Origin of the sequence: Bacillus cereus group sp. BfR-BA-01310, assembly GCF_022664325.1 — a bacterium.
GTDB lineage: Bacteria > Bacillota > Bacilli > Bacillales > Bacillaceae_G > Bacillus_A > Bacillus_A paramycoides.
On the sequence record NZ_JAKUHD010000032.1, the window covers coordinates 1 to 21,086 of the forward strand.

Below are 21,086 nucleotides of genomic sequence, written 5' to 3' on the forward strand. Positions count from 1 at the left end.
ATGGTAAGACATACTATTATGACGATAAAGGCAAAATGCTAACAGGCTGGCAACAAATCAATGGTAAATGGCATAGCTTCGAGGATTCTGGAGAAGCTACGGTAGGAAAATTCACCGCTTGGTCACGTACCAGTAGCCAGTTTGGACAATACAACTTCTATGCTAAAGAAAATGGCGAGATTTATGTAAATGAAACTGTTAGACTTGAGACAATACATGGATATAGAGACCATATATTTGATGAGTATGGACATTTAACGATCAAATGGGACAGTTAAGATCCCTTGCATGTAATAACAAGATAATAAAAAACAACAATGAATTTTTAGGGATTATAGGAGCGTGTTAAGAATGATCATAACAACAACTAATACTATTCAAGGTAAAGAAATTATTGAGTATGTAGACATCGTAAACGGTGAAGCAATTATGGGCGCAAATATCGTACGCGATATCTTCGCTTCTGTTCGTGATGTTGTCGGTGGCCGTGCTGGTTCATATGAAAGTAAATTAAAAGAAGCACGTGACATTGCAATGGAAGAAATGAAACAACTTGCAACGCAAAAAGGGGCAAATGCAATCGTTGGTATCGATGTAGACTACGAAGTGGTCCGTGATGGAATGTTAATGGTTGCAGTAAGCGGTACAGCTGTACGTGTGTAAATAGATATAAAAGTCGCATCCCATTGGTGAACTGCACATCCAATTGCTAGACTCATCATCTAACAATTGGATGTGTAATTTTTTATGGACAAATATTCTTTAAAAACGAAATTAGATACATAGATAGCACTCGTTATGAGTAATTTTCCTAATAACCATTTCGCTTTAATGTTCGATAAATAGTAGTTCTATCAACATTTAAAAAATCAGCAATTTCTTGTTTCGTTTTTCCTTGATCAAGTAACTCGAGTATCAGATCCGTTTTAGACTTATTGATTTTAGGAGTTCTCCCCAGTTTCCCGCCATTTTCTACATACTTCATACGTCCAGCCTGCGTTCGTTCCAGTATATAGTTTCGTTCAATATCAGCAAATAAAGATAAGATTGTAACCATTACTTTCGTAGTCATGTCATCTTTCTTCTGAGTATCAATGTTATCATTAATAGCAATGACCCCAATATCGTGTTTGATTAGTTTTTCATGCGTACGGATCATATCAGAAAGATTTCTACCTAAACGATCTAATTTATAGACAATAAGTGTATCTCCTGGATTGAGCTGTTGCATAAGAATTTGGAATTGTTCTCTCTCCATGTTTTTTCCACTTTGTTTTTCTTCAAAAATACATTCTTCCAACAATTCAATTTTGTTAGCCTTGCAATATGTAAGTATTTCGTTTTTTTGAAATGTATAGTCTTGTTGCGGAGTTGACACCCGAATATATGCGTAATTCATTTTTTTGCCCCCTAACGTTGCATAAGTCTATTTTTCTATTTTGCTACAAATATTGTATCATTTTCGAGTTTTGATTTGCAACATAACATATGCAACGTCATGACGCTATAAAAATTAAGCCAACGGTAGATGTTGCATAAATGTTAATTTTTGCAGCACTTTACTTAGGTCTATTTAACCCTTAGCGTACAGGGTATGGACTTAAATGTGTCTAAATTGTGTCGTAACGTACAATTTTCTTTTTTTGATAAGGTGAGGCCTAATAGGGGCACGGAAACGATTCTGGGTATGAGGGGCCACTCTGGAAAAAAATTCAATGATAAAAGTCGTAGGAACCATTACCTACGACTTTTTACTATTTAAACTAACTAATTATTAGTTGCAATTTAAAATTTCATTAATCTGGACAAATATCTAAAACGTCATGAAAAAGAGCATATTCTACAGTCACCTGAGGGCCAAAGAAAGTTACACCCTCTGGGAATTTGAGATCCATAACAACCTCATTTACTTCTGCATAGGATAGTCCTGTATAATTTTTCGATGTTAAAGATTGAATGACTTGTTGTTCGAATTCCAATTGTTGAATCGTATAGGCCTGTGTGTTATCTCCATCTAAAGTGGACATGAGTAACGTATCATCAGGACAGTCAACTGAAAATTCATGTTGTAAGTAAAACACGGGCGCCAACTTTGAAATTAATAAAGTACTGCTGTAGTCAACTGTTAAATTATCTTTTTTATATGGTTTAAAAGGTTCTGTTGCAAAGTTTTTTAACTGAAGTTAAACTGTAGGGAAAATGACTCGAGGAGCATGATACATGAGATATTTTAATGGAAAACAATTCAAGAAAGATATTATTTTGGTAGCCGTTGGCTATTACTGTCGTTTTTCTTTAAGCTATCGTGATGTATCTGAGATAATGAAAGAACGAGGAATTTCAGTTCATCGAACAAGACCATAGGCATATCAAGCGACGTTTTGCCAAATCCGCAGAAATTATTCAGAACCGCTTAAACTATAACTATATTTTGTAAACTGGTTTGTGTTTTTTCAAACTTTGCACCAGAACCAAAGCAACTATTTGGAATCTAATTGTAATTCAGCTTTGTCGTTTGTCAGTGTATTAGCAGAATTACAATTTCCAGAGTAGATAGCTCTTGCTTCATCACACGAATCAGATTTTTCACATCCTATAAGCATTCCTAATGTTATAAACGATAATAAAATCTTTTTCATTATAATACACGCTCCATACTATTTAGAATGTTATGATGTTCTTAGACTAAGTGAAATTTATAACATATATTCCTATGACAAAAAACATATGTATTGAATTAAAGAAACTGAGGAAGGTCAGTTTTTGACCAATTTATACAATAGACTTCACCATACATGCCCGTCGACTTAAGAAGTGGGCTGTTCCCCAAACCGAAAAAAACGAGTTGAATTCTCATAAATAACTGTAAAATAATAAAATTTTCGTTTAGGGGCTACTTTAAAATCTTAAGTTGATGGGCATGGGGTCACCATATCAAAAAAAGAAAATTGTACGTTTAGACACAATTTTCCCGAAATGGTATGGTGAGGCCAAAGAGGCAAAAAACTTTGTTTTTCAGCATTTTTTAAAACTTTTTTTGCTATTCCCCCTTTTCGAGGGGATGGGCAAAGAAACCCTTTATAGGGATACAGCCGAGATACATGTAATTTTGAGTCACAGGCTTACTTTTATTTCCAAACATAATCAAATCAGGGTTTTCTCTATGATTTTTAAACTTATTATCATACACCCTAATTATACAATTGAAACGAAGTATTTTCAGTAGCTAACAAATGAATGATTAGGGTTGATCCATAATAGACAAATTACTTAATAAAAATAGACGAAACAATATTTATAATCTTCACAAGTTTTATCTGGAAATAAAAGTAAGAATATGACCTATTTTCACACGTATCTCGGCTGTACCCCTGATTGTTTCTGTTCTTTTACTGCCATCTTTTTCGTAAAAATACCAATTCTCATTTTCTTTGACCCAGCCCACCTTATTTAAAACTTCGGCTGCTTCTGTAAACGTTGGTGCATAGGTAGAAAATAATAAAAATAATGTTACTATAAGTCCTATGACTTTCTTCATACTCGCATCTCCTTATAAATTCGTTAAAAACACCTTAATTATATATTGAATTTTATTGATATTGGAATAATAAATGTATATATGCATAATTGCATATAGGGGTACCGTCAGCCTTTTGGAAAAAACCCACGCTAAGCAAAAAATACAATAAGCTGCCCATATGGACAGCTTATTTACATAATTATCGAAAGCGGAAGTTATAGCGAATACTTCTTAATCTTGAGTACTCTACATAAAAAGAAAAGGATAAAATGTAAACCTATCCAATTGTTAAAAGAAAGGGTAAAACTTTAAAAAATTTTATAAAGAAGTTAGGTGTTAATCTTATTGAAAATGTTATTTGGTATATTTCTTATTCTATTGGGAAGTTTGTTAATTGGTTTAACAGTTAATAGTCTTGGAGATATAGGCAATACTCTAATGAAAATAATAGGGATTATATGTGTTGCATTAGGTATCAGAACAATAATAAAAAAGAATAAAACATGAATATCCCATACATGTTTAGTAAACATAACGTCTCATTATCGGGATTCAATGTATTTAGAAGACCATTAAAAGTCCTCCAGTTCGTTTGACTGGGGGACTTTTGTATTCACATAATTATCGAAAACGGAAGTCAATGAGTCTAATATATCAGGTATACTGCCAACATTTTTGAAAAAACAACATTAAGTAATTCATTGGATGAAAAAGTTGGATTCCCTTTTAGGGGTCACTATATCATTTTGAGAAAATTGTACGCTAAGGATTACAAACCCTTATCATTACAGTATTTTTTAAAGATGAATACATGTTCAGAAAGATAAAAACCTACGTTTAATTAAACATTGATTTGTTTTTACATGGAAGTTTAATAACTTTTTGCTAATTAAATCATAAATCCGCCATTCACATTCATTGTTGCACCGGTAACGTAATCAGCTTCAGGAGATGCCAAGAAGGCAACCATGCTAGCAACTTCTGAGACTGTACCGTAGCGCCCAAGAGCTATTAATTTTGACAATGCTTCAGCAGAAGGACCTTCAGCCGGATTCAATTCTGTATCCGTCGGACCTGGCTGGACGTTGTTTACAGTGATACCCGAAGGAGCCAGATCTATAGCTAATCCACGAGTTAATCCGGAGATAGCTGCCTTTGACATACTATACAGACTATGACCTGGAAATCCACTTTTGTCTGCGCTCGCACTACCAATTGTGATAATACGACCACCTTTACCCATCTGAGGAGCTACTGCCTGAACGGCTGTAAATACTGCGCGGACGTTCACTGCGACCATATGGTCAAACTCTTCTATTGTAAATTGGTCATACGACTTTAATAAGAATAGGGCGGCATTATTAACCAAAATATGTATGTTTCCAAAGACCTCCGTTGTCTCAACAACAGCCCGCTTAACAGCTTCGACATCATGACTGTCTGCTCTAATTGCCAAAGCGCGACCGCCCACTTGTTCAATTTCCTTGACTAATTCATCAGCTTTTTGTTCAGCATTTACATAAGTAAACGCGACTTTTGCACCATCACTTGCAAGACGTTTGACAATTGCTGCTCCAATGCCACGTGATCCACCAGTCACCAATGCTACCTTATTTATAAATGTTTTTGTTTTCATCTTACTCACAACTCCTCATCATTAATTTTTGTTAATTTTCAGGAATGAGTGTTTTATTTTAAAGAAGTAAATCATCAAATGACTTATTTGAATATTTTAACAATTTTAACTTAAAAATACTACTTATACATACTTATCTGAAGTAGTTTAATATAAAGTGTATATTCCATACACGCTCGGTTAACATAACGCAACAATATCGGTAGTAAAGACATGGTGGATTTCTACTCTCATAAGGAATCCGCCTTTTTCTTTTCTATGACTCTATTCATTTTTTTATACATTCCTATCCTGGATGGGTTTCAGAGTTCCCGTTTGTTACTAAATTAGCCGAAAAACTGCATAAAATCTTGCATGCTCTTAGCGTGGGTTTTTTCCGAAATGCTGGCGGTACCCCATGCCCATGAAGCTAAGATTTTAAAGTACCCCCTAAATGGAAATTTTGTGTTTTTATAGCACCGAAGTTTATTTTTATCGTTTTGGAGAACAACAGATTTTTCAACTTGATAGCAATGTGGTGCTCCCCTAATAAAATTGTTTAAAAGATAATAAAGATGTTTAAAAATCATAATAACGTTGTTTGGTTTTCGGAATTATTCAAACCATTAATGTTTAATAGCTCTAAAAAAAGTTATTAATAGGACGAATCCAAAAAAATATCCGTGACGTAAATAAAATATTCCCCCAAAACAATCGTCTGAGGGAACACAAGCCGATAAGCTAACTTTTCCATATATATTTCACGAAAAGCTTCTGTATATTGGTAAAGTGATATCTACAATAGTGCCCTTGTTGATTTCACTTGTGATGTTCATACTACCATGGTGATCTTTTATAATTTTGTTACTAACCAGTAAACCTAATCCTGTGCCTTTCTCTTTTGTGGTGTAAAAAGGTTCCCCTAGTCTGGCCAGCAGCTCCGGAGAAATGCCACAGCCGTTATCAGAAAAACGAATAAGGACTTGGTTGTCACTTAAAAGCCTTGTTTGAATACTGATTTTACCATTTGATGAAATAGCATCCAGGGAATTCTTAATGATGTTGATAAATACTTGTTTTAATTGATTTTCTTCACAATTGATCGCAACATGTGTGCTTTCAAGTTGTTTCATCATTTCAATATTTTTCAAATTAGCTTCAGATTCAAGAAATTTCACAACATTTACAATGATATTGTCCAATATAATCGGCTTCACATGAAGATTTTGTGGCTTCGCCAAGACAAGTAGCTCACTCACGATAAAGTTGATTCGCTCTAACTCTGACAACATAATCTCAGTAAAATCGGGATTCCCTGATATTTCTGGTTGTAAATACTGAATAAAGCCCTTTATCGAAGTAAGAGGATTTCTGATTTCGTGTGCAATACTTGCAGCCAGTTCTCCGATAACTGACATCTTTTCTGTTCTCATAAGAAGGACTTCGTTTTGTTTCATCTCAGTAATATCTCGTGTAATGTTGAAAAAGTGACGACTTTCGCCATCTATGCCGAAAAAAGGTATTCCTCTTGATTCCAAATAAACCGAGTTTTCATTATCAAGCTTGTATCGATATTCACAGATAATAGGTGCTTTTGCTTTTAGCATATATGAAAATCGTTCACAGACGAAAGGAGCATCGTCTGGATGGATATTTTCAAAGAGAATTCGATCACTTCCTAGTTTTTTCATATGTGATGGTGAGCTATAGGATACGTCCCCATTTTGGTTAATTACAGAAATGAAGTCTACTGTATTTTCAGCAATGAACCTGTATTGTTCCTCGCTTTTCCTTAAAGCTTCTTCTGATTGTTTTCGTTCTGTAATATTACGTGAAACGATTAGGTAACTCTCTATCTCAGAGTTCTCGGATAAGATCGGTACACAACGCGACTCTAAATAAACCCACGATCCATTTTTATGTTTTAATCTCACTTCTATTTGAAAAATTTTCTTATGCATAGAAATTGATTGACGAAGTTCTACTATTATTTTCACATCATCAGGATGAATAAAATCAAAAGTATCCGCCTGAAGATATTCATCTAAGGTATATCCTAAGTGAATTTCTATAGATGGCGATACAAATATTTTTTTCATGTTCACATCATATGTACTTATAATGTCGTTCGTATTTTCTACTAGTATCCGGTATTGAGCCTCACTCTCTAGCAATGCTTCTTTAGCCATTTTTCGATCTGTAATATCTCTGGCGATAACAGAAGTACCTACGATGTTTCCTGTGGTATCTCGAATATAGGACCCTGTTAGAGATACATGAACAATCTTACCGTCTTTTCGTTTACGAATAGTCTCATACCCCGAAATTTTCTCTCCAGAAAATTTAATCGGATGAAAGATTTCTTTCGTCTCGTTTATTATCTGTTCAGGTACCAGGCAATAAGGATCATTTAGTAGGTCTTCATATGTCCATCCATAAATTTTTTCAAAGGCATTATTTACGATAAGTATATTTCCCTGCATGTCTCTAATGGAAATAGCGTCAGTTGTGGTTTCGACAAGAGACTGAAGTAGTTCTTGCATGTGGATATGCTTTTTACTTAGATTTATTCGTAGAGTCTCTTTATCCATAATTTATCTGTAGTAGGGATAGTATATAAAACGTACAAACCCCTTACTACATTACACCTCCATCGTGTTATATGCTTTTTTACATCTAATACGTTAGTTTTTATTTATTTTTATGATATTCAACTAAAGCATCCGTTAGTTCTATAAGCATTTATACAAAAATTCAAAATATAATTGTCAGAACTCTATAATACTTCAATAAATAAACTTATTCCAAAAAGTAATAATGCTAGACCTAGTATTATATTATGACAAACAAAAAGAAGTATCAATGGTCCGTCATTCAGTTCGAAGACTAGAAAAATTAGGGTATTCTGTATCGATCGAAGAAGTCTCTTAATCCATCAACCACTAATATAATTTTTTACTGTTGGACGCTTTTTAAAAATAAAATAAAGACGTCTTCTTTAGTTATGCACTTTTTTTAAATTAATACCGTGAGGGTTTTTCATGGTAGTTGAATAAGAAAATCAACAATCTACTTTAACAGAGCTTATCATTAAAATAGCTGAAGTATACTAAAAACCCATAATCCCCCTCTATCATCCTCTAAAACGAGTTTTAACTTATTTAAGACTTTATGATATAGAGCAAGTGCGTTTTGTTCGTTATAGGCGAATTTGAAAGGTCAATTTTCTATAAGAATTAAATTTTCGAAACAAAAATGGAAATACCTTACTAAAAGGGGTAACGTCACATCGCTATCAAGCTAAGATTTTCAAAAACCTCCCATAACAAAAATTTTACCTTTTCACAGTTATTCATAAGAGTTCGGCTCATTTTTTCTTTTTTGGGGCCTTTATTTTTCTTAAGTTGATGGATATGTATGGTGCCCCCCTCATGCCTCCTTACAGGGAGAATGATAAGGCATTTTTTATTTACCCAATTACCGAGATCTCAAATGTTTTAAATAGTTACCTAGGTTCTGTTGCAAAGTTTGAAAAAAGCATAAACAGGTTGGTAAATGAGGAACAAGGTTTAGGAAGTAGCTAGTAATTGTTGAAGTTCATTGTACGTTGAAAAGGCGGAGTCTCTTTGCAGACTTCGCCTTTGTTTATATAGGGCATGAATGGTCTCGATACCTTTTATAGTACGTGAAGCATGACGAAGATTTTGGAATCCAGAAGATTTGACAAAGCGCCGCTTTACATGTCGATGATCCTGTTCAATCAGGTTATTGAGATGCTTGATGGTACAATATTTGGTACGCGCATAAAAGCCGTTCTTTTTCAGTTTTTTGAACGCACAAAGCAAGGCTGGAGCCTTGTCTGTAGTAAGAACCGTTGGTTCTCCAAAAGCTTTGACAAGTCGCTTCATGAACATATAAGCTGCTTGATGATCACGTGTTTTTCGAAGTTGGAAATCAAGCGTATGTCCATCGCTATCAATGGCACGATATAGATAGCACCACTCACCTTTCACCTTGATGTAAGTCTCATCTAAATGCCAAGCATGGTGGGGAGTTGTGTTTTTCTCTTTCCAGACTTGATAGATCAGACTTCCATATTCATGAACCCAACGCATGATTGTCGTAGGGTGAACGGAAATTCCTCGTTCTTGTAGAATCTCAGATACATCGCGATAGCTTAAAGAAAAACGACAGTAATAGCCAACGGCTACCAAAATAATATCTTTCCTGAACTGTTTCCCTTTAAAATATCGCACTTGTGATTCTCCTCATTCCTTTTTTCTAGAGTGTAGCTTCATTTAGAAAACTTTGCAACAGAACCCAAATTTGTATTTAACATAGGTTCTGTATGTTCTTTTTTAGCATAATAACGATATAATTCTATCTCTCTATCAAATTTAAAGTTTCACTTCGAAGTGTACTATTATCTTTAAATATTCCTTTATATGACGAAGTTATAGTCATTGAACCAGGTTTTTTCACACCTCTCATTGTCATACACATATGCTCAGCTTCAATTACTACAATTACTCCTTTTGGCTCTAAAGTTTCAAAAATTACATTTGCTAATTCATTGGTTATTCTTTCCTGCAACTGTGGTCTTTTGCATATGGTTTCTAAAGCTCTAGCTAATTTGCTTAACCCAGTTACTTTTCCATTATTAGGAATATAACCTATGTGGGCCCTTCCAAAAAAAGGTACCAAATGATGTTCACACATAGAATAGAATGGAATTTCTTTAACTAATACCAATTCTTCATGATTTTCATTAAATATTTTTAACAAATGTTCAGAAGGGTTTTGACCTAAACCTTGAAAAACTTCTTTATACATTTTTGCTACTCGCTTTGGGGTTTCCAAAATACCTTCCCTATTAATATCTTCTCCAATTGCTTCAAGAATCATTTTTACTGCTACTTCAATTTTGTCAGTATCTATTTCTACACTTTGGATTGTTTTTAAGCTCATATATTATTTCCACCTTATTAATTTATTCATAAAATGCTCTTATTTATACGCCTCGTTTATTTCCCCATACTAAAGCATGAAGTTGAGGTAATACTTTTGCATCATTCATTTCTTTACACTGTACAGCTTTTTCAATCAACCGTTCATATTTCTGTAATAAGTTTTTAATAAGCGCTGCATCATCCACCGTTTTCGTATCATCGTTCCCAACTTGTAAGAAAAATGGTACTTGTGGATATCGCTTGTGCACCTTTACTGCATATTCAAAATCGTAATCTTCAAATACAACTACTTTTAAACTAAAATCTTTTCTTTCTAATTTATGAATAACAGAATCTAGCATCGTAAAATCTGTTTTCATCTTCGAACTTGGTGGTTTAGGCGAAATTGTCACTTCTTCAATTTGAAGTAACCATTCTTGCCACTTACTCCCTTGCGTCTCAATCGCTGTACGAATTCCATTCTCTTTTAATACAGTAAGAAGAAACTGAATATTTTTCAGCAAAACGGGATTTCCACCTGAAATTGTAACGTGAGAAAAATTTTCTCCACCAATTTCAACAAGTTCATTCCAAATTTCTTCTGGCGCCATTTGTCTAACTTGTTCTTTTGCTGAGCCATCCCATGTAAAGGCTGAATCGCACCAAGAGCAGCTATAGTCACAACCTGCTGTGCGAATGAACATCGTTTTTTGTCCGATAACCATTCCTTCTCCTTGAATGGTTGGGCCAAATATCTCCAACACAGGAATCTTACTCATCGAGTATCCACTCCCGTCTTACTTCTGCATAACTCGTTGGTGTTTCAAAGAGACGTACGAATTCGACACGAGCTCCTTTATATTCTTCTGCTCGATTCCCTTTTGTTAATGCTTCCGCCATCTTTTCATAAATCCAGACAACCATATTTTCCGCAGTCGTATTCATCACTGGTAATGTCTCATTTAAATAGCGATGATCCAAATAAATCTCTATTTCATTTTTCCAAATTTCTTTTATATCTCCAAAGTCAATTGCAAGTCCAATGTCATTTACATATCCACTAATACCAAATACAACTTTGTATGTATGACCATGTAAATTTTTGCATTTCCCTTCATAACAGTGCAAATGGTGTGCTGCATCAAATGTAAATTCCTTGCTGACCATTACTCTTTTATTATGGTATTTTAATTGCTCACGCTGAATATCCTTGTCCATTTTTTGCAAATTTTCTACAATGCGAAATCCGAAAAAGTTTTCCATTATTCATTCCCTCCTTCGCGTTCTTGTAGGTACGTACCTAATCCTGCTTTACGAAGTTGACATGCTGGACATTCATCGCAACCATCACCAATGATTCCGTTATAACAAGTTAATGTTTTTTCTCTAACAAACTCGAATGCTCCAAGTTCATCAGATAATTTCCACGTCTCTGCTTTATCAATCCACATAAGTGGTGTGTGAATGACAAACGGATAATCCATGGATAAATTTAATGTAACGTTTAACGATTTTACAAACACATCACGGCAATCTGGATAACCACTAAAATCAGTTTCACATACACCCGTTACAATATGACGTGCTCCAACTTGTTTTGCTAATACAGCAGCAAATGATAAGAATAGTAAATTCCGCCCATCTACAAATGTCGATGGTAATTCACCTTCTTCGTGTGTAATCTCCATATCTATTCTTGTTAACGCATTTGGAGCTAGCTGATTTAGTAGGCTCATATCTATCACTGTATGTTTAATGCCAAGCTCGTTCGCAATTTCCGCTGCACAATCAATTTCTAACTTATGACGTTGATTGTAGTTAAATGTTACAGCTTCCACCTCCGCAAACTGTTGCATTGCCCAAAATAAACATGTTGTGCTATCTTGTCCGCCACTAAAAACAACTATTGCTTTATCATTAGAGTACATTTTATTCTCCCCTTAACTACTTGCACTGTTATAATATCTTAAGGCAAACTTCCAAAAATAAATTGAAATAATAAAAAATCCAATAGAATAACCCATTAACACGAATACATCGTTTAGTTCTAATCGGCCAATTAAAGCATAAGTTGGAATATTACTAACAATAACAATAGGAAAAACAAATAAAAAAACAAATCGACTTATTCCTTTATATAAGGATGATGGGTATCTAAGTAATGTCATAGTACCAAGAAATAACTCATGCATACCTTCAACTTTGGTTAACCATATAGATAAAGTCATTAAAATAAACCACAGAGAATACGAGAGTATAATCCCTAAAAACAATAGACCCAAGAAAGAAAATCCATTTATAATACTAACACTCTCTCCCTTTTGTAATAATGCATAACTAATTAACAGTACGGCTGGTAAACAGTTCCCTAAATTCCCTAAATCAAGCTTTCTTAATGAAACTAGAAACTGACTATTAATAGGTTTAAACAATATCTGATCTAAACTTCCTTGGTTAACTAAACTCGGTATATACGGTAGATTATTAATAAAAAGAGTAAACATCAAAGATTTTATCAACTCACTTGTTCCAATTAACAAATAAATATCATTTGTATTCCAACCATTAATATTACCAAAACTATCAAATATACTATTAAAAAATACTAATGTAACAATGAACCAAACAACGCTATCTAATATATTTAAAAAAAAGTTAACTCTATACATCATAATATTACTTAAATTAATTTTAAGAATTGCTTTTAACATTTTTAAATATCTAATCATATTTATGCACCAACAGATTCATATTTATTTAACCCCTTCTTCCAAAGTACTCTAATAAGGACATAGAAAACTAAAGACCATATCACTTGTGAAATTAATCCATTTACAATTTCAGTGCCACTTAAATTTCCTAAATATACATTTACCGGAAAGTGAATTAAGTATGAAAAAGGTAAAAACTGAGTTATTGTATTTAACGGAGCTGGTAAAAATTCAAGCGGAATAAGCGATCCAGATAATAATTCTAATACTATATCTACAGTAAAGAAAAAGGATGATATCTCTACAAAGTAAAATGAGAAGAGTGATATCAAATAATAAATCATATAATATAGTATTAATGCTCCTACTATTGAAAGAATGAACAGGAAAGTATATTTTAAAGTAGGCAAAAGGAAATAATCCCTGTTCAGGAATATTATCGGTATTATCGGTATCACTGACATCAGTAAATGAATAATTTTGTTACCTAAATTATGACTAAACCAATATCCAAAATATGAAAATGGTTTTATAAGATATTTTGATAATTCACCGGATTGTATTTCCTCATTTATCGACCAGTGCATTTCAGGAATTAGTAAAAGTTCAATTAACTTAGCAATTATTACATAAGTAATCATCATTTCAAGAGTATAACCTTGAATATTGCTTTGTGTTTCAAAGAGAGAATGCCATAATAGTATTAAAGCCACAAGCGGTATTAAACCAAAAATCATATATAATACAACATTCATACGATACTGAAAAACCGCTTGAAATGAAAGCATCATTGGTTTTAAATACTTCTTCATACTGTTATTTTCACTCCAGTCGATTCCATTGAATAAATATCTTCAATGAGGTCTTGTGATGACATTTCAGTCAAATTGTAGTCAATAACATTGAATTCTTTTAATATGCTAGATATGGTCTCGTTCACTAACTTATCTTGAACTTTTATTGTTACACTAAATTTATCCGACTCTTTAACTTCTCCATATTTCTTAAGATCTTGAGAATTTATTTCATTTTCAAAGCTAAGATATATATATTTATAACTCTTAATTTCTTCTTTTATTTTTTTGAAATTGTTATTAAAAACAACTTCTCCATTCTTCAATATTATTAATTCTTCACATAACTCATATATATCCGGGAAATAATGGCTAGTTATTACAACTGTTGTATTTCTTTCTTTGCAATAATTCTTGAGAAAATTTCTAATATTCTTTTGAGCAAGAAAATCCAATCCAATAGTCGGTTCATCTAAAAATAATATCTTAGGTGAGTGTAAGATTGAAGCAATTAACTCACATTTCATTCTCTCTCCTAACGATAGATTCCTTACTGGCGATTTAAGAATTTCTGATACCCCAAGATTTTCAGCTAATTCATCTACATTCTTTCTAAACTCTGTATCAGACAGTTCATATATTTCTTTATGTAATAAAAATGTTTCGTAAGGGGAAAGATCCCACCATAGCTGATTTTTTTGTCCTAAAACAACGCCAATTGACTTTAAAAAATCTTTCTTCTTATCATGGGGGTTAAATCCATTTACCAAAATTCTCCCGGAAGTTGGTTTAATTAACCCAACCATTGCTTTCATTAAGGTAGACTTACCAGCACCATTCGCGCCAATAAGCCCTATTATTTTACCCTCTTTTATTTTGAATGACACATCACTTAAAGCAGTAACCTTGACCTTTTCTCTTTTAAATAAACTCTTGAAAGAGTTTATTAATCCTTCTTCAATTTTTACTCTTTCAAAAGTTTTTGATACATTTTCAATTTCAATGATATCCATCTTCTCTCTCCTTTTTACTACTTACTTACCACTCTAAAAACTTCTGCAAATTGCACTCCTGCCTGCATACCCCTATAAGAATTTAGCCCCAAAACTCCATCAACTAAATTTAATGTTTTAAGTTGGGATTCATATTTTTTAATTGATGCTTTTTTCAGTTCAATAAACCTGGTAATATCTTTTACAACCTGATAGTTTTTCATGGGAGTCCATACTTCATACTGTAAACACATCGGAGCACAATTCTCTTTTAAGAACCCTGATTGACACAGGAATATTGCTTCTGATACAACTTCATTTACTATTCGATGATCCCTATCACTTTCCATATCATGGGGGAAATAAATAAAATTAGGCTTATATTTTGAGATTTCGTGAATAATTTCTTCCACAAAATCTAAAGAATACACAAGTGATCTGTCTGGTTTCTTTAAAAATTTAACATTTCCTTTTTCTATCCCTAATGTATTACAAGCATTTATACACTCTTTCTCTCTATTTGAAATAATTTCATTTAAATCCCCTACACCTCCAGATAAATCTCCTTTTGTAATTATTATTACTTTTATATGTTCACCCCTACTAATAGCTTGAGCAATTGTTCCACCACAGCCAATGACTTCATCGTCATGGTGTGGCGCTATAACTAAATGTTTTTTTACTATATCCTTCATTCAGCATCACCTTTATTGAACAGGTAAATCATTTACCTATTATTTTAATTAAAAATTATTTACTCTGGAGTATACTAACTGGATACATTTTATTTCCACTAGAAAAATATACTTTTTTAAGAGCGTCTATTCACACTGTATATCATTAAAATTTTCCCCTTGCTTCCTACATTCGTACACCATAAATTCACTATTCCTCCCAAAAGGATTTTTATTGTAATCACCATAAAAATTTTTTATATTGAATCCTTCTATTTCTAAGAGATACTGCATTTCGGATGGTAAAGTATATTTTGCAAGAAATCTAAATTTTTTTTCACTTAAAAAATTATCTGCTATGTCATAAACCTCAAAATAACAAGTGGTTTCAACTATTTGCTTATAATGATCTGCTTTTACGACATCCCATGATTTAACTTTATAATTTTTAAAATTCTCCCCTTTAATAGGACTATTTCCTCCATCACTCACTCTCTTAGAATAAGGAAGAATAGTTGGAGGTGTAATAATATCGAAAACAAAAATCCCGCCTTCTTTTAATAGTAATTTAATATTTCTAAGAGCTAATTTTTGTTTTGACGATGTAAGTAAATATTCAAATACACCACCAGACATAAATATAAAATCAAATTTTCTTTCAGACTTAAAATCTGTAGCAGAAGAAACCTTAAATTCTATTTTATCCTTAATATTTGGCATCTCATCTAACTTCTTACTGGCTTTTTCAATCATTCCTGCTGATATATCAACACTAGTTACATTAGCGCCTTTTTCAGCAAGAATAAAAGATAATCTACCAGTACCGCACCCCAAATCTAAAACTTCATCATTTGGTTTTACCAAACCACTGTAAAAATCAAAAATACCATCAGGTTCTGGGATGATAATGTCGTATAATTCAGAAATTTCATCGTATTGTTGCTGCATTGTTTTCCTCCTTAATGTATTTCTTTTTTATATCCCCTATAAAAGGCAATCTGCCAAAATATGAGATAGAAAGCAGTTAGATAACCGTATTTTTTTTTGATATACTTATATGAGTTAATAATCGACCTCGTTTTATTTTTAGGTTCATAATAACCATTTTTTTTGTGTAAAACCCCACGTGCATGACCTACCCCATAATTAAATGAACTTTTCAAATCTTGCTTAATGCTTAACTCTGGATGAATAATTCTTGCATTATCATCATATAAAATCTTAAGACTTGCAGATTTAACTCTAATATCAAAATCATAATCCTCTGTCCAAGATAAATTCTCATCAAAATAATATCCATTTACCTTCGCTAAGATTCCTTTATTAAATGCCAATGGAGGTGAATATGCATTTTTTTTGCAAGTATGTATATGTCTTGCACGTGCAATGATTTTTCCAATTTTGCTGTTAAAGGAAAACATCACCCTTCCTTTAGCCAAAGATCCTGCATCTAATAATTTAAATAATTTATTGATGGTACCTGGCATAAAAACACAATCTGAATCCATAATTAACACATTATCTTTACTAGAAATTTCAATTCCATAATTATAAGCTTTTGCTAAATTAGGTGTAGGTAATTCCCCAATTACTGCATTGCTAGAATAGGCGATTTTTTTTACTTCTTCTGTTGCACCATTTAAGACAACGACAACCTCTACATCTTCATCAATACTTTTTAAACACTTTTCCAATCTAATGTCGTTATAAGCTGGTATTACAATTGATAGATTCAACATATCTACTCACCTTATTTAAACAATTATCCATACTACTCAAAACTTCATCTAAACAATAAAATTCTCCTGAATCCTTTAACTCGACTAATTTACCTTTATTATTTCTATATGTTTCTATATCTGGGGTTAAAAGAAAAGTAATTCCTAGATCCTTACAAATATCTTTAATTGCAGGAGCCATTGAATATTTTTTTACCGGTATACCATATTGTACTACTATATCGTATGAATTTGATTCTAGGTATCTTCTAATTCTTTGTATCAATTTATCCCTATATTCTTTCATTAATTCTTCATAAATTACTGGATCCTCAATATCTTCCATCCAATCGTACGCACAAAAAGTAGGATTCATTTGGTATTCATATGGTATAATTCCCGCATTTGATAGAATAATTGGATGAACCATTGGGTATTTATTTGTAACTTCTCTAATTTTTTTACCAATATATGAAAAGTCATATGGTTTAGCCCAAGAACAAACTTGTAAAAAAGCAATTCTTTTCCCCTGAGGCTTTTCGTAATAATCCCCACAAAAATATTCCTGCCATGTATTGAACTCTTCATGATGAATATACTTTGAGCAAGCTCCTCGTTTAAAAACTGTTTCCTCTTTTATTAAGTCTAATAGTATATATTCTGGGTAGTACGGATAACTTTTTTTATTAAGTACCAAATCCTTTACCCTTTCATCCTGTAGATTAGAATAATTTCTATTTCTCAAAATCTCTCCTCCTTTATTTAAGAATCAAAAATGAACCTAATAAAAGGGCATCCATCTCTGATCCATAAAATGACCTAATAGCATCACTTGGGTTACATATAATTGGTTCTTTTCCTACATTAAACGATGTATTCATAACTGCAGGAATTCCCGTTTTCTGGTAAAAGTTATGGATTGTTTCATAATAATCAGAATTCATATCCCTCGTAACTACTTGAGCCCTTGTTGATCCATCAACATGAACTATTGCTGGAACTAAATGATGTACCTCTTTTTTAACAGTAGAATTTAACAGCATATAAGGGTTATTTATTTTTTCTTCTAATACTACAGAAGCGTTTTCATCTATGATGCTAGGAGCCAATGGTCTCCATTGCTCTCTTTTCTTAATAGTATTTACTTTATTTAACATATCCCTACTCTGAGGGTTAGCTATTATGCTTCTATTTCCTAAAGCTCTAGGACCGAATTCCATCTTTCCAGAAAATCTTCCTATTATCTTATTTTGAATTAATAACTCGGAGCATTTATCATATTTATTAGAACCTAATTCTATATATGATAAATTATATTTTTTTAATATATTTAAGATACTAGAATCAGGAAATTCCGGACCAGAATATACATGATCTTGAGTGAACATAGGCGCTATACCATTTTCGGCAAGAAACCATGTAGCTGCTCCAATACTTACCCCACTATCTGAAGCACCTGGTTGAATGTACAAACTATCCACTTCTGGTAAATCAGCTATAATTCTATTCGCTATACAATTTAATGCTACTCCTCCCGAAAGACACAAATTATCTATTCCAGTTAGATTAACAGCTTTTTTTACAAGCTTAACAATTGCTCTTTCCAAGGCTGCCTGACCTGAGGCTGCAATATTTTTATATTCCATTACTGATGAATTCATTAATAGTATTGAATCTATTGGATTATATTCATATTTAATATAATTAGGAGCTATCTTTGTTATACTATTAATAACTTTTATCCAATCTTTTAATACCGAAAAATATTTACCATTCATACTAACTGTATTTTTATTTGGTTTCAAAGGATTTTCCAGTATTTCAGGAAATTCAAATATTTCTTCCCCATATGAAGATAGGCCCATTAACTTCCCTTCATTATGCCTCCCTAAACCTGAAAATACAGTTAATGCTTCATAAAAAATACCTAAAGAATGTTCCAACGGGTATTTTTCTAGTACTTCTATTATATTACCTTTTCCTTTTGCTATTGTTATTGACTCTTCTTCTCCACTTCCATCAATAACTATTATGGTAGCTTCATTGAATCCCGAACTAAAGAACGCACCAGAAGCATGTGCCAAATGATGAGAACACATATGAATTTGAGGATCTTTATCTCTCTTAAAAATTCTCTTCGGAAAAATCTTTTCAAGACATTCATCTTTGTTAAGCTTCTTTGAATACTTCTCAAAATATAATTGTTCTACATCCCAGCCCATAACAATATGATCTACTTCATTTGGGGTAATTTCAGCTTCATTTAAACAATAAGCTATTGAATTATATGGAATTTTATCTAATGCCTTTTTTTGACGAATAAATCTTTCTTCTTCAGCTGCAGCTATTAATTTACCATTATAAAATAAACACGCACTTGCATCATGAACATCAAAGTCCCACCCATTGACTCCTAAAACATACATTATATTACCTCGCAGTTATTTTATATTTTTCTTCTAATCTCATAATATTCTTGCGGAAAAAGGGTTGGTTTATCTATTAATCGTACAAAAACTAACATATCTGTTTGAATATATAAATCATGGAATATATCTTTAGAAAAACCAATGCCATCTAAGTCCTTTTTTATTAATTCTTCATCAATGTAAGGCTCTTCAGCCACTTTATAAGAACTTAAATCGTGAATAATTTCTTTTAAATAAAAACCTAAAGATGTCAAGAAATTCTGCAAATAAACCGCCCTATTACCTAATCTTTTAACACTTATATTTAAAAAAACTAAATCACCCTTTTGACCTTTTAATAATTCATTAGCTCTATTTAACCACAAATCTAACCCTCTACCATCATCTATAGGGTCACAATGTATTGCATCATACTTATTCCTTAAATCTTCTATAACTTCATTTCTAACATCAAAATTATAAAACTTAATATCATTGTTTGTATGTTTAAAATATTCAATTAGTTCTTCATCAATATCTCCTACACTTATTTCTCTGTTTTTATATTGTTTAAGGGCCAAACTTGTATAATCATCATCTCCGCAAAAAAAGATATTTTTATTAGATGATAACTCTTGATTTATTATTTCAGCTCTCCTCAACGAACTATCCCAAGTAGCTTTAAATTGAGCATATTTTTTTTTGTTTATTTTATTCTCATATCCTGTATTAGGAAGAGAGGTTGGTTCATATAAAATACTACTTGTTAAATCTTGTGAAAACCTTATTTTATTTTCTATAATTTCAACTAAATTTCTTTCTTTTAATACTTTTAATAATCTTAAAGCCAAACTTAAAGTCCCAGTTATTTTGACTAAATCATCTAAAGTATCCACAGTATTAATGGACTTCCAAATAATAAATTCGAATTGTTTTTCACTAATTTCATACCATTTTTTCCAAAAATTCAAAAGTACCCCTCTGTTTTTTAATTTTGGTACTTTATCTAACTCTTCTTCATAGTCTAATTCAATAAATCTTTCATATAATAAAATAATCTTATTTTCTTTCATACTGTATACCCTACCTTAAAAAAAGTTACATATACAGTTAAACTGCATATGTAACCTCCTTATTTTAAAACTTAACCTAATGTCTTGCCTGCACGAATTAGTAAATCCTCTTCATCTAATTCAAGATCTTCAAGCTCTAGCATTTCTTCATGAATATATTCCTTTTCCATTTCACATGCCCCCTTATATAGATAATTGTGTAGTTCAAATATTTGCAACAGTGCTGCACCACCAATATTATCATAAAAGCATAATTTTCTGATTAGTAAAAAAATAATATTTATGGATAAATTTCATTCAGAAAATTAAGTGAAATTTTTCCTGATAAAACAATACTAGGAATAATTATGGGCATTTATATTATTTTAATTTGTATATTGAGATTTTCAAAAAACCTAGTATAGAGCCTTTTTTTAGAGATTTTTGTCGATTTTCCTTTTTATAAATTTTTCAAAAAATGTTTATTTTCGGGGGTTATTGGGGGGGTCTATTTTGTGGGGGCACGGCAATTTGAAGTGACCCCCATAAATTAGACAGGTTATTTCATTAGGTAGCTTTTTGGGTTCTGGTGCAAAAATATTAGTTAGAAACATAATGAAGGATGTGTATTTGACGTAAATATGGAGTTTGTG

The 21,086-nt window shown here is 32.2% G+C and carries 20 protein-coding genes and 3 pseudogenes; 3 read left to right on the top strand and 20 right to left on the bottom strand.

The window, feature by feature from the left end; all coding sequences use genetic code 11:
• Together MR109_RS26940 and MR109_RS26945 are read left to right on the top strand one after the other, a co-directional pair.
• Positions 1-278 (top strand): annotated as a pseudogene (locus MR109_RS26940) (cell wall-binding protein); the annotation flags it as partial.
• 73 nt (positions 279-351) lie between these two features.
• The gene (locus MR109_RS26945; RefSeq protein ID WP_002175272.1) at positions 352-663 is read left to right on the top strand and encodes a heavy metal-binding domain-containing protein; all 312 of its coding nucleotides are present in this window, start codon (positions 352-354) and stop codon (positions 661-663) included.
• 148 nt (positions 664-811) lie between these two features.
• Here MR109_RS26945 and MR109_RS26950 read toward each other — a convergent pair whose 3' ends face one another.
• A complete protein-coding gene (locus MR109_RS26950; protein WP_242274524.1) occupies positions 812-1,399 on the bottom strand; it encodes a recombinase family protein in 588 nt (195 codons plus the stop codon).
• 397 nt (positions 1,400-1,796) lie between these two features.
• A pseudogene (locus tag MR109_RS30145) lies at positions 1,797-2,153 on the bottom strand (hypothetical protein); the annotation flags it as partial.
• A 67-nt stretch (positions 2,154-2,220) separates the two neighbouring features.
• On the opposite strand from MR109_RS30145, the pseudogene MR109_RS26960 reads away from it, so the two are divergent.
• Positions 2,221-2,355: pseudogene (locus tag MR109_RS26960) on the top strand (IS6 family transposase); the annotation flags it as partial.
• 125 nt (positions 2,356-2,480) lie between these two features.
• On the opposite strand, the gene MR109_RS26965 reads toward MR109_RS26960, so the two are convergent.
• From MR109_RS26965 to MR109_RS27050, 18 genes are all read right to left on the bottom strand, one after another.
• Positions 2,481-2,639 carry a hypothetical protein gene (locus tag MR109_RS26965; protein ID WP_171903161.1) on the bottom strand — a complete coding sequence of 53 codons (159 nt, stop codon included), beginning with the start codon at positions 2,637-2,639 and terminating at the stop codon, positions 2,481-2,483.
• 674 nt (positions 2,640-3,313) lie between these two features.
• Positions 3,314-3,538, bottom strand: a complete 225-nt coding sequence (locus tag MR109_RS26970) for a hypothetical protein (RefSeq protein WP_242274545.1) — start codon at positions 3,536-3,538, stop codon at positions 3,314-3,316.
• Positions 3,539-4,409: 871 nt separating this feature from the next.
• Positions 4,410-5,156 (bottom strand): 3-oxoacyl-ACP reductase family protein, encoded by a 747-nt coding sequence (locus tag MR109_RS26975; protein ID WP_242274526.1) that lies wholly within the window; start codon positions 5,154-5,156, stop codon positions 4,410-4,412.
• A gap of 740 nt (positions 5,157-5,896) precedes the next feature.
• Positions 5,897-7,678, bottom strand: coding sequence for a PAS domain-containing sensor histidine kinase (locus tag MR109_RS26980; RefSeq protein WP_242274527.1), 1,782 nt, complete (start codon positions 7,676-7,678; stop codon positions 5,897-5,899).
• 1,026 nt (positions 7,679-8,704) lie between these two features.
• Positions 8,705-9,391, bottom strand: a complete 687-nt coding sequence (locus MR109_RS26985) for an IS6 family transposase (RefSeq protein WP_242274528.1) — start codon at positions 9,389-9,391, stop codon at positions 8,705-8,707.
• 124 nt (positions 9,392-9,515) lie between these two features.
• Positions 9,516-10,103, bottom strand: a complete 588-nt coding sequence (folE, locus tag MR109_RS26990; RefSeq protein WP_000054143.1) for a GTP cyclohydrolase I FolE — start codon at positions 10,101-10,103, stop codon at positions 9,516-9,518.
• A 43-nt stretch (positions 10,104-10,146) separates the two neighbouring features.
• On the bottom strand, positions 10,147-10,863 hold the full coding sequence (gene queE, locus MR109_RS26995) for a 7-carboxy-7-deazaguanine synthase QueE (protein ID WP_002191885.1): 717 nt from the start codon (positions 10,861-10,863) through the stop codon (positions 10,147-10,149).
• A complete protein-coding gene (gene queD, locus MR109_RS27000; protein ID WP_000426941.1) occupies positions 10,856-11,347 on the bottom strand; it encodes a 6-carboxytetrahydropterin synthase QueD in 492 nt (163 codons plus the stop codon). The genes queE and queD overlap by 8 nt, the downstream gene beginning before the upstream one ends.
• Positions 11,347-12,012: a 7-cyano-7-deazaguanine synthase QueC gene (queC, locus tag MR109_RS27005; protein ID WP_242274529.1), complete on the bottom strand. Its 666-nt coding sequence runs from the start codon at positions 12,010-12,012 to the stop codon at positions 11,347-11,349. Before queC ends, queD begins: the two co-directional genes overlap by 1 nt.
• Before the next feature lie 12 nt (positions 12,013-12,024).
• The gene (locus tag MR109_RS27010) at positions 12,025-12,813 is read right to left on the bottom strand and encodes an ABC transporter permease (RefSeq protein ID WP_242274530.1); all 789 of its coding nucleotides are present in this window, start codon (positions 12,811-12,813) and stop codon (positions 12,025-12,027) included.
• 2 nt (positions 12,814-12,815) lie between these two features.
• Positions 12,816-13,607 carry an ABC transporter permease gene (locus MR109_RS27015; RefSeq protein WP_000760370.1) on the bottom strand — a complete coding sequence of 264 codons (792 nt, stop codon included), beginning with the start codon at positions 13,605-13,607 and terminating at the stop codon, positions 12,816-12,818.
• The gene (locus MR109_RS27020; RefSeq protein ID WP_242274531.1) at positions 13,604-14,602 is read right to left on the bottom strand and encodes an ABC transporter ATP-binding protein; all 999 of its coding nucleotides are present in this window, start codon (positions 14,600-14,602) and stop codon (positions 13,604-13,606) included. Before MR109_RS27020 ends, MR109_RS27015 begins: the two co-directional genes overlap by 4 nt.
• A 17-nt stretch (positions 14,603-14,619) precedes the next feature.
• Positions 14,620-15,276 (bottom strand): PIG-L deacetylase family protein, encoded by a 657-nt coding sequence (locus MR109_RS27025; protein ID WP_242274532.1) that lies wholly within the window; start codon positions 15,274-15,276, stop codon positions 14,620-14,622.
• Positions 15,277-15,402: 126 nt separating this feature from the next.
• Positions 15,403-16,203 (bottom strand): class I SAM-dependent methyltransferase, encoded by an 801-nt coding sequence (locus MR109_RS27030; protein WP_242274533.1) that lies wholly within the window; start codon positions 16,201-16,203, stop codon positions 15,403-15,405.
• A gap of 11 nt (positions 16,204-16,214) precedes the next feature.
• The gene (locus MR109_RS27035) at positions 16,215-16,994 is read right to left on the bottom strand and encodes a glycosyltransferase family 2 protein (protein ID WP_242274534.1); all 780 of its coding nucleotides are present in this window, start codon (positions 16,992-16,994) and stop codon (positions 16,215-16,217) included.
• Positions 16,960-17,718, bottom strand: coding sequence for a DUF5591 domain-containing protein (locus tag MR109_RS27040; protein WP_242274535.1), 759 nt, complete (start codon positions 17,716-17,718; stop codon positions 16,960-16,962). Before MR109_RS27040 ends, MR109_RS27035 begins: the two co-directional genes overlap by 35 nt.
• Before the next feature lie 13 nt (positions 17,719-17,731).
• On the bottom strand, positions 17,732-19,399 hold the full coding sequence (locus tag MR109_RS27045) for a carbamoyltransferase family protein (protein ID WP_242274536.1): 1,668 nt from the start codon (positions 19,397-19,399) through the stop codon (positions 17,732-17,734).
• Between the two features lie 20 nt (positions 19,400-19,419).
• Entirely contained in the window at positions 19,420-20,454 is a 1,035-nt protein-coding gene (locus MR109_RS27050) for a bis-aminopropyl spermidine synthase family protein (protein WP_242274537.1), read from the bottom strand.
• Positions 20,455-21,086: the final 632 nt, after the last annotated feature.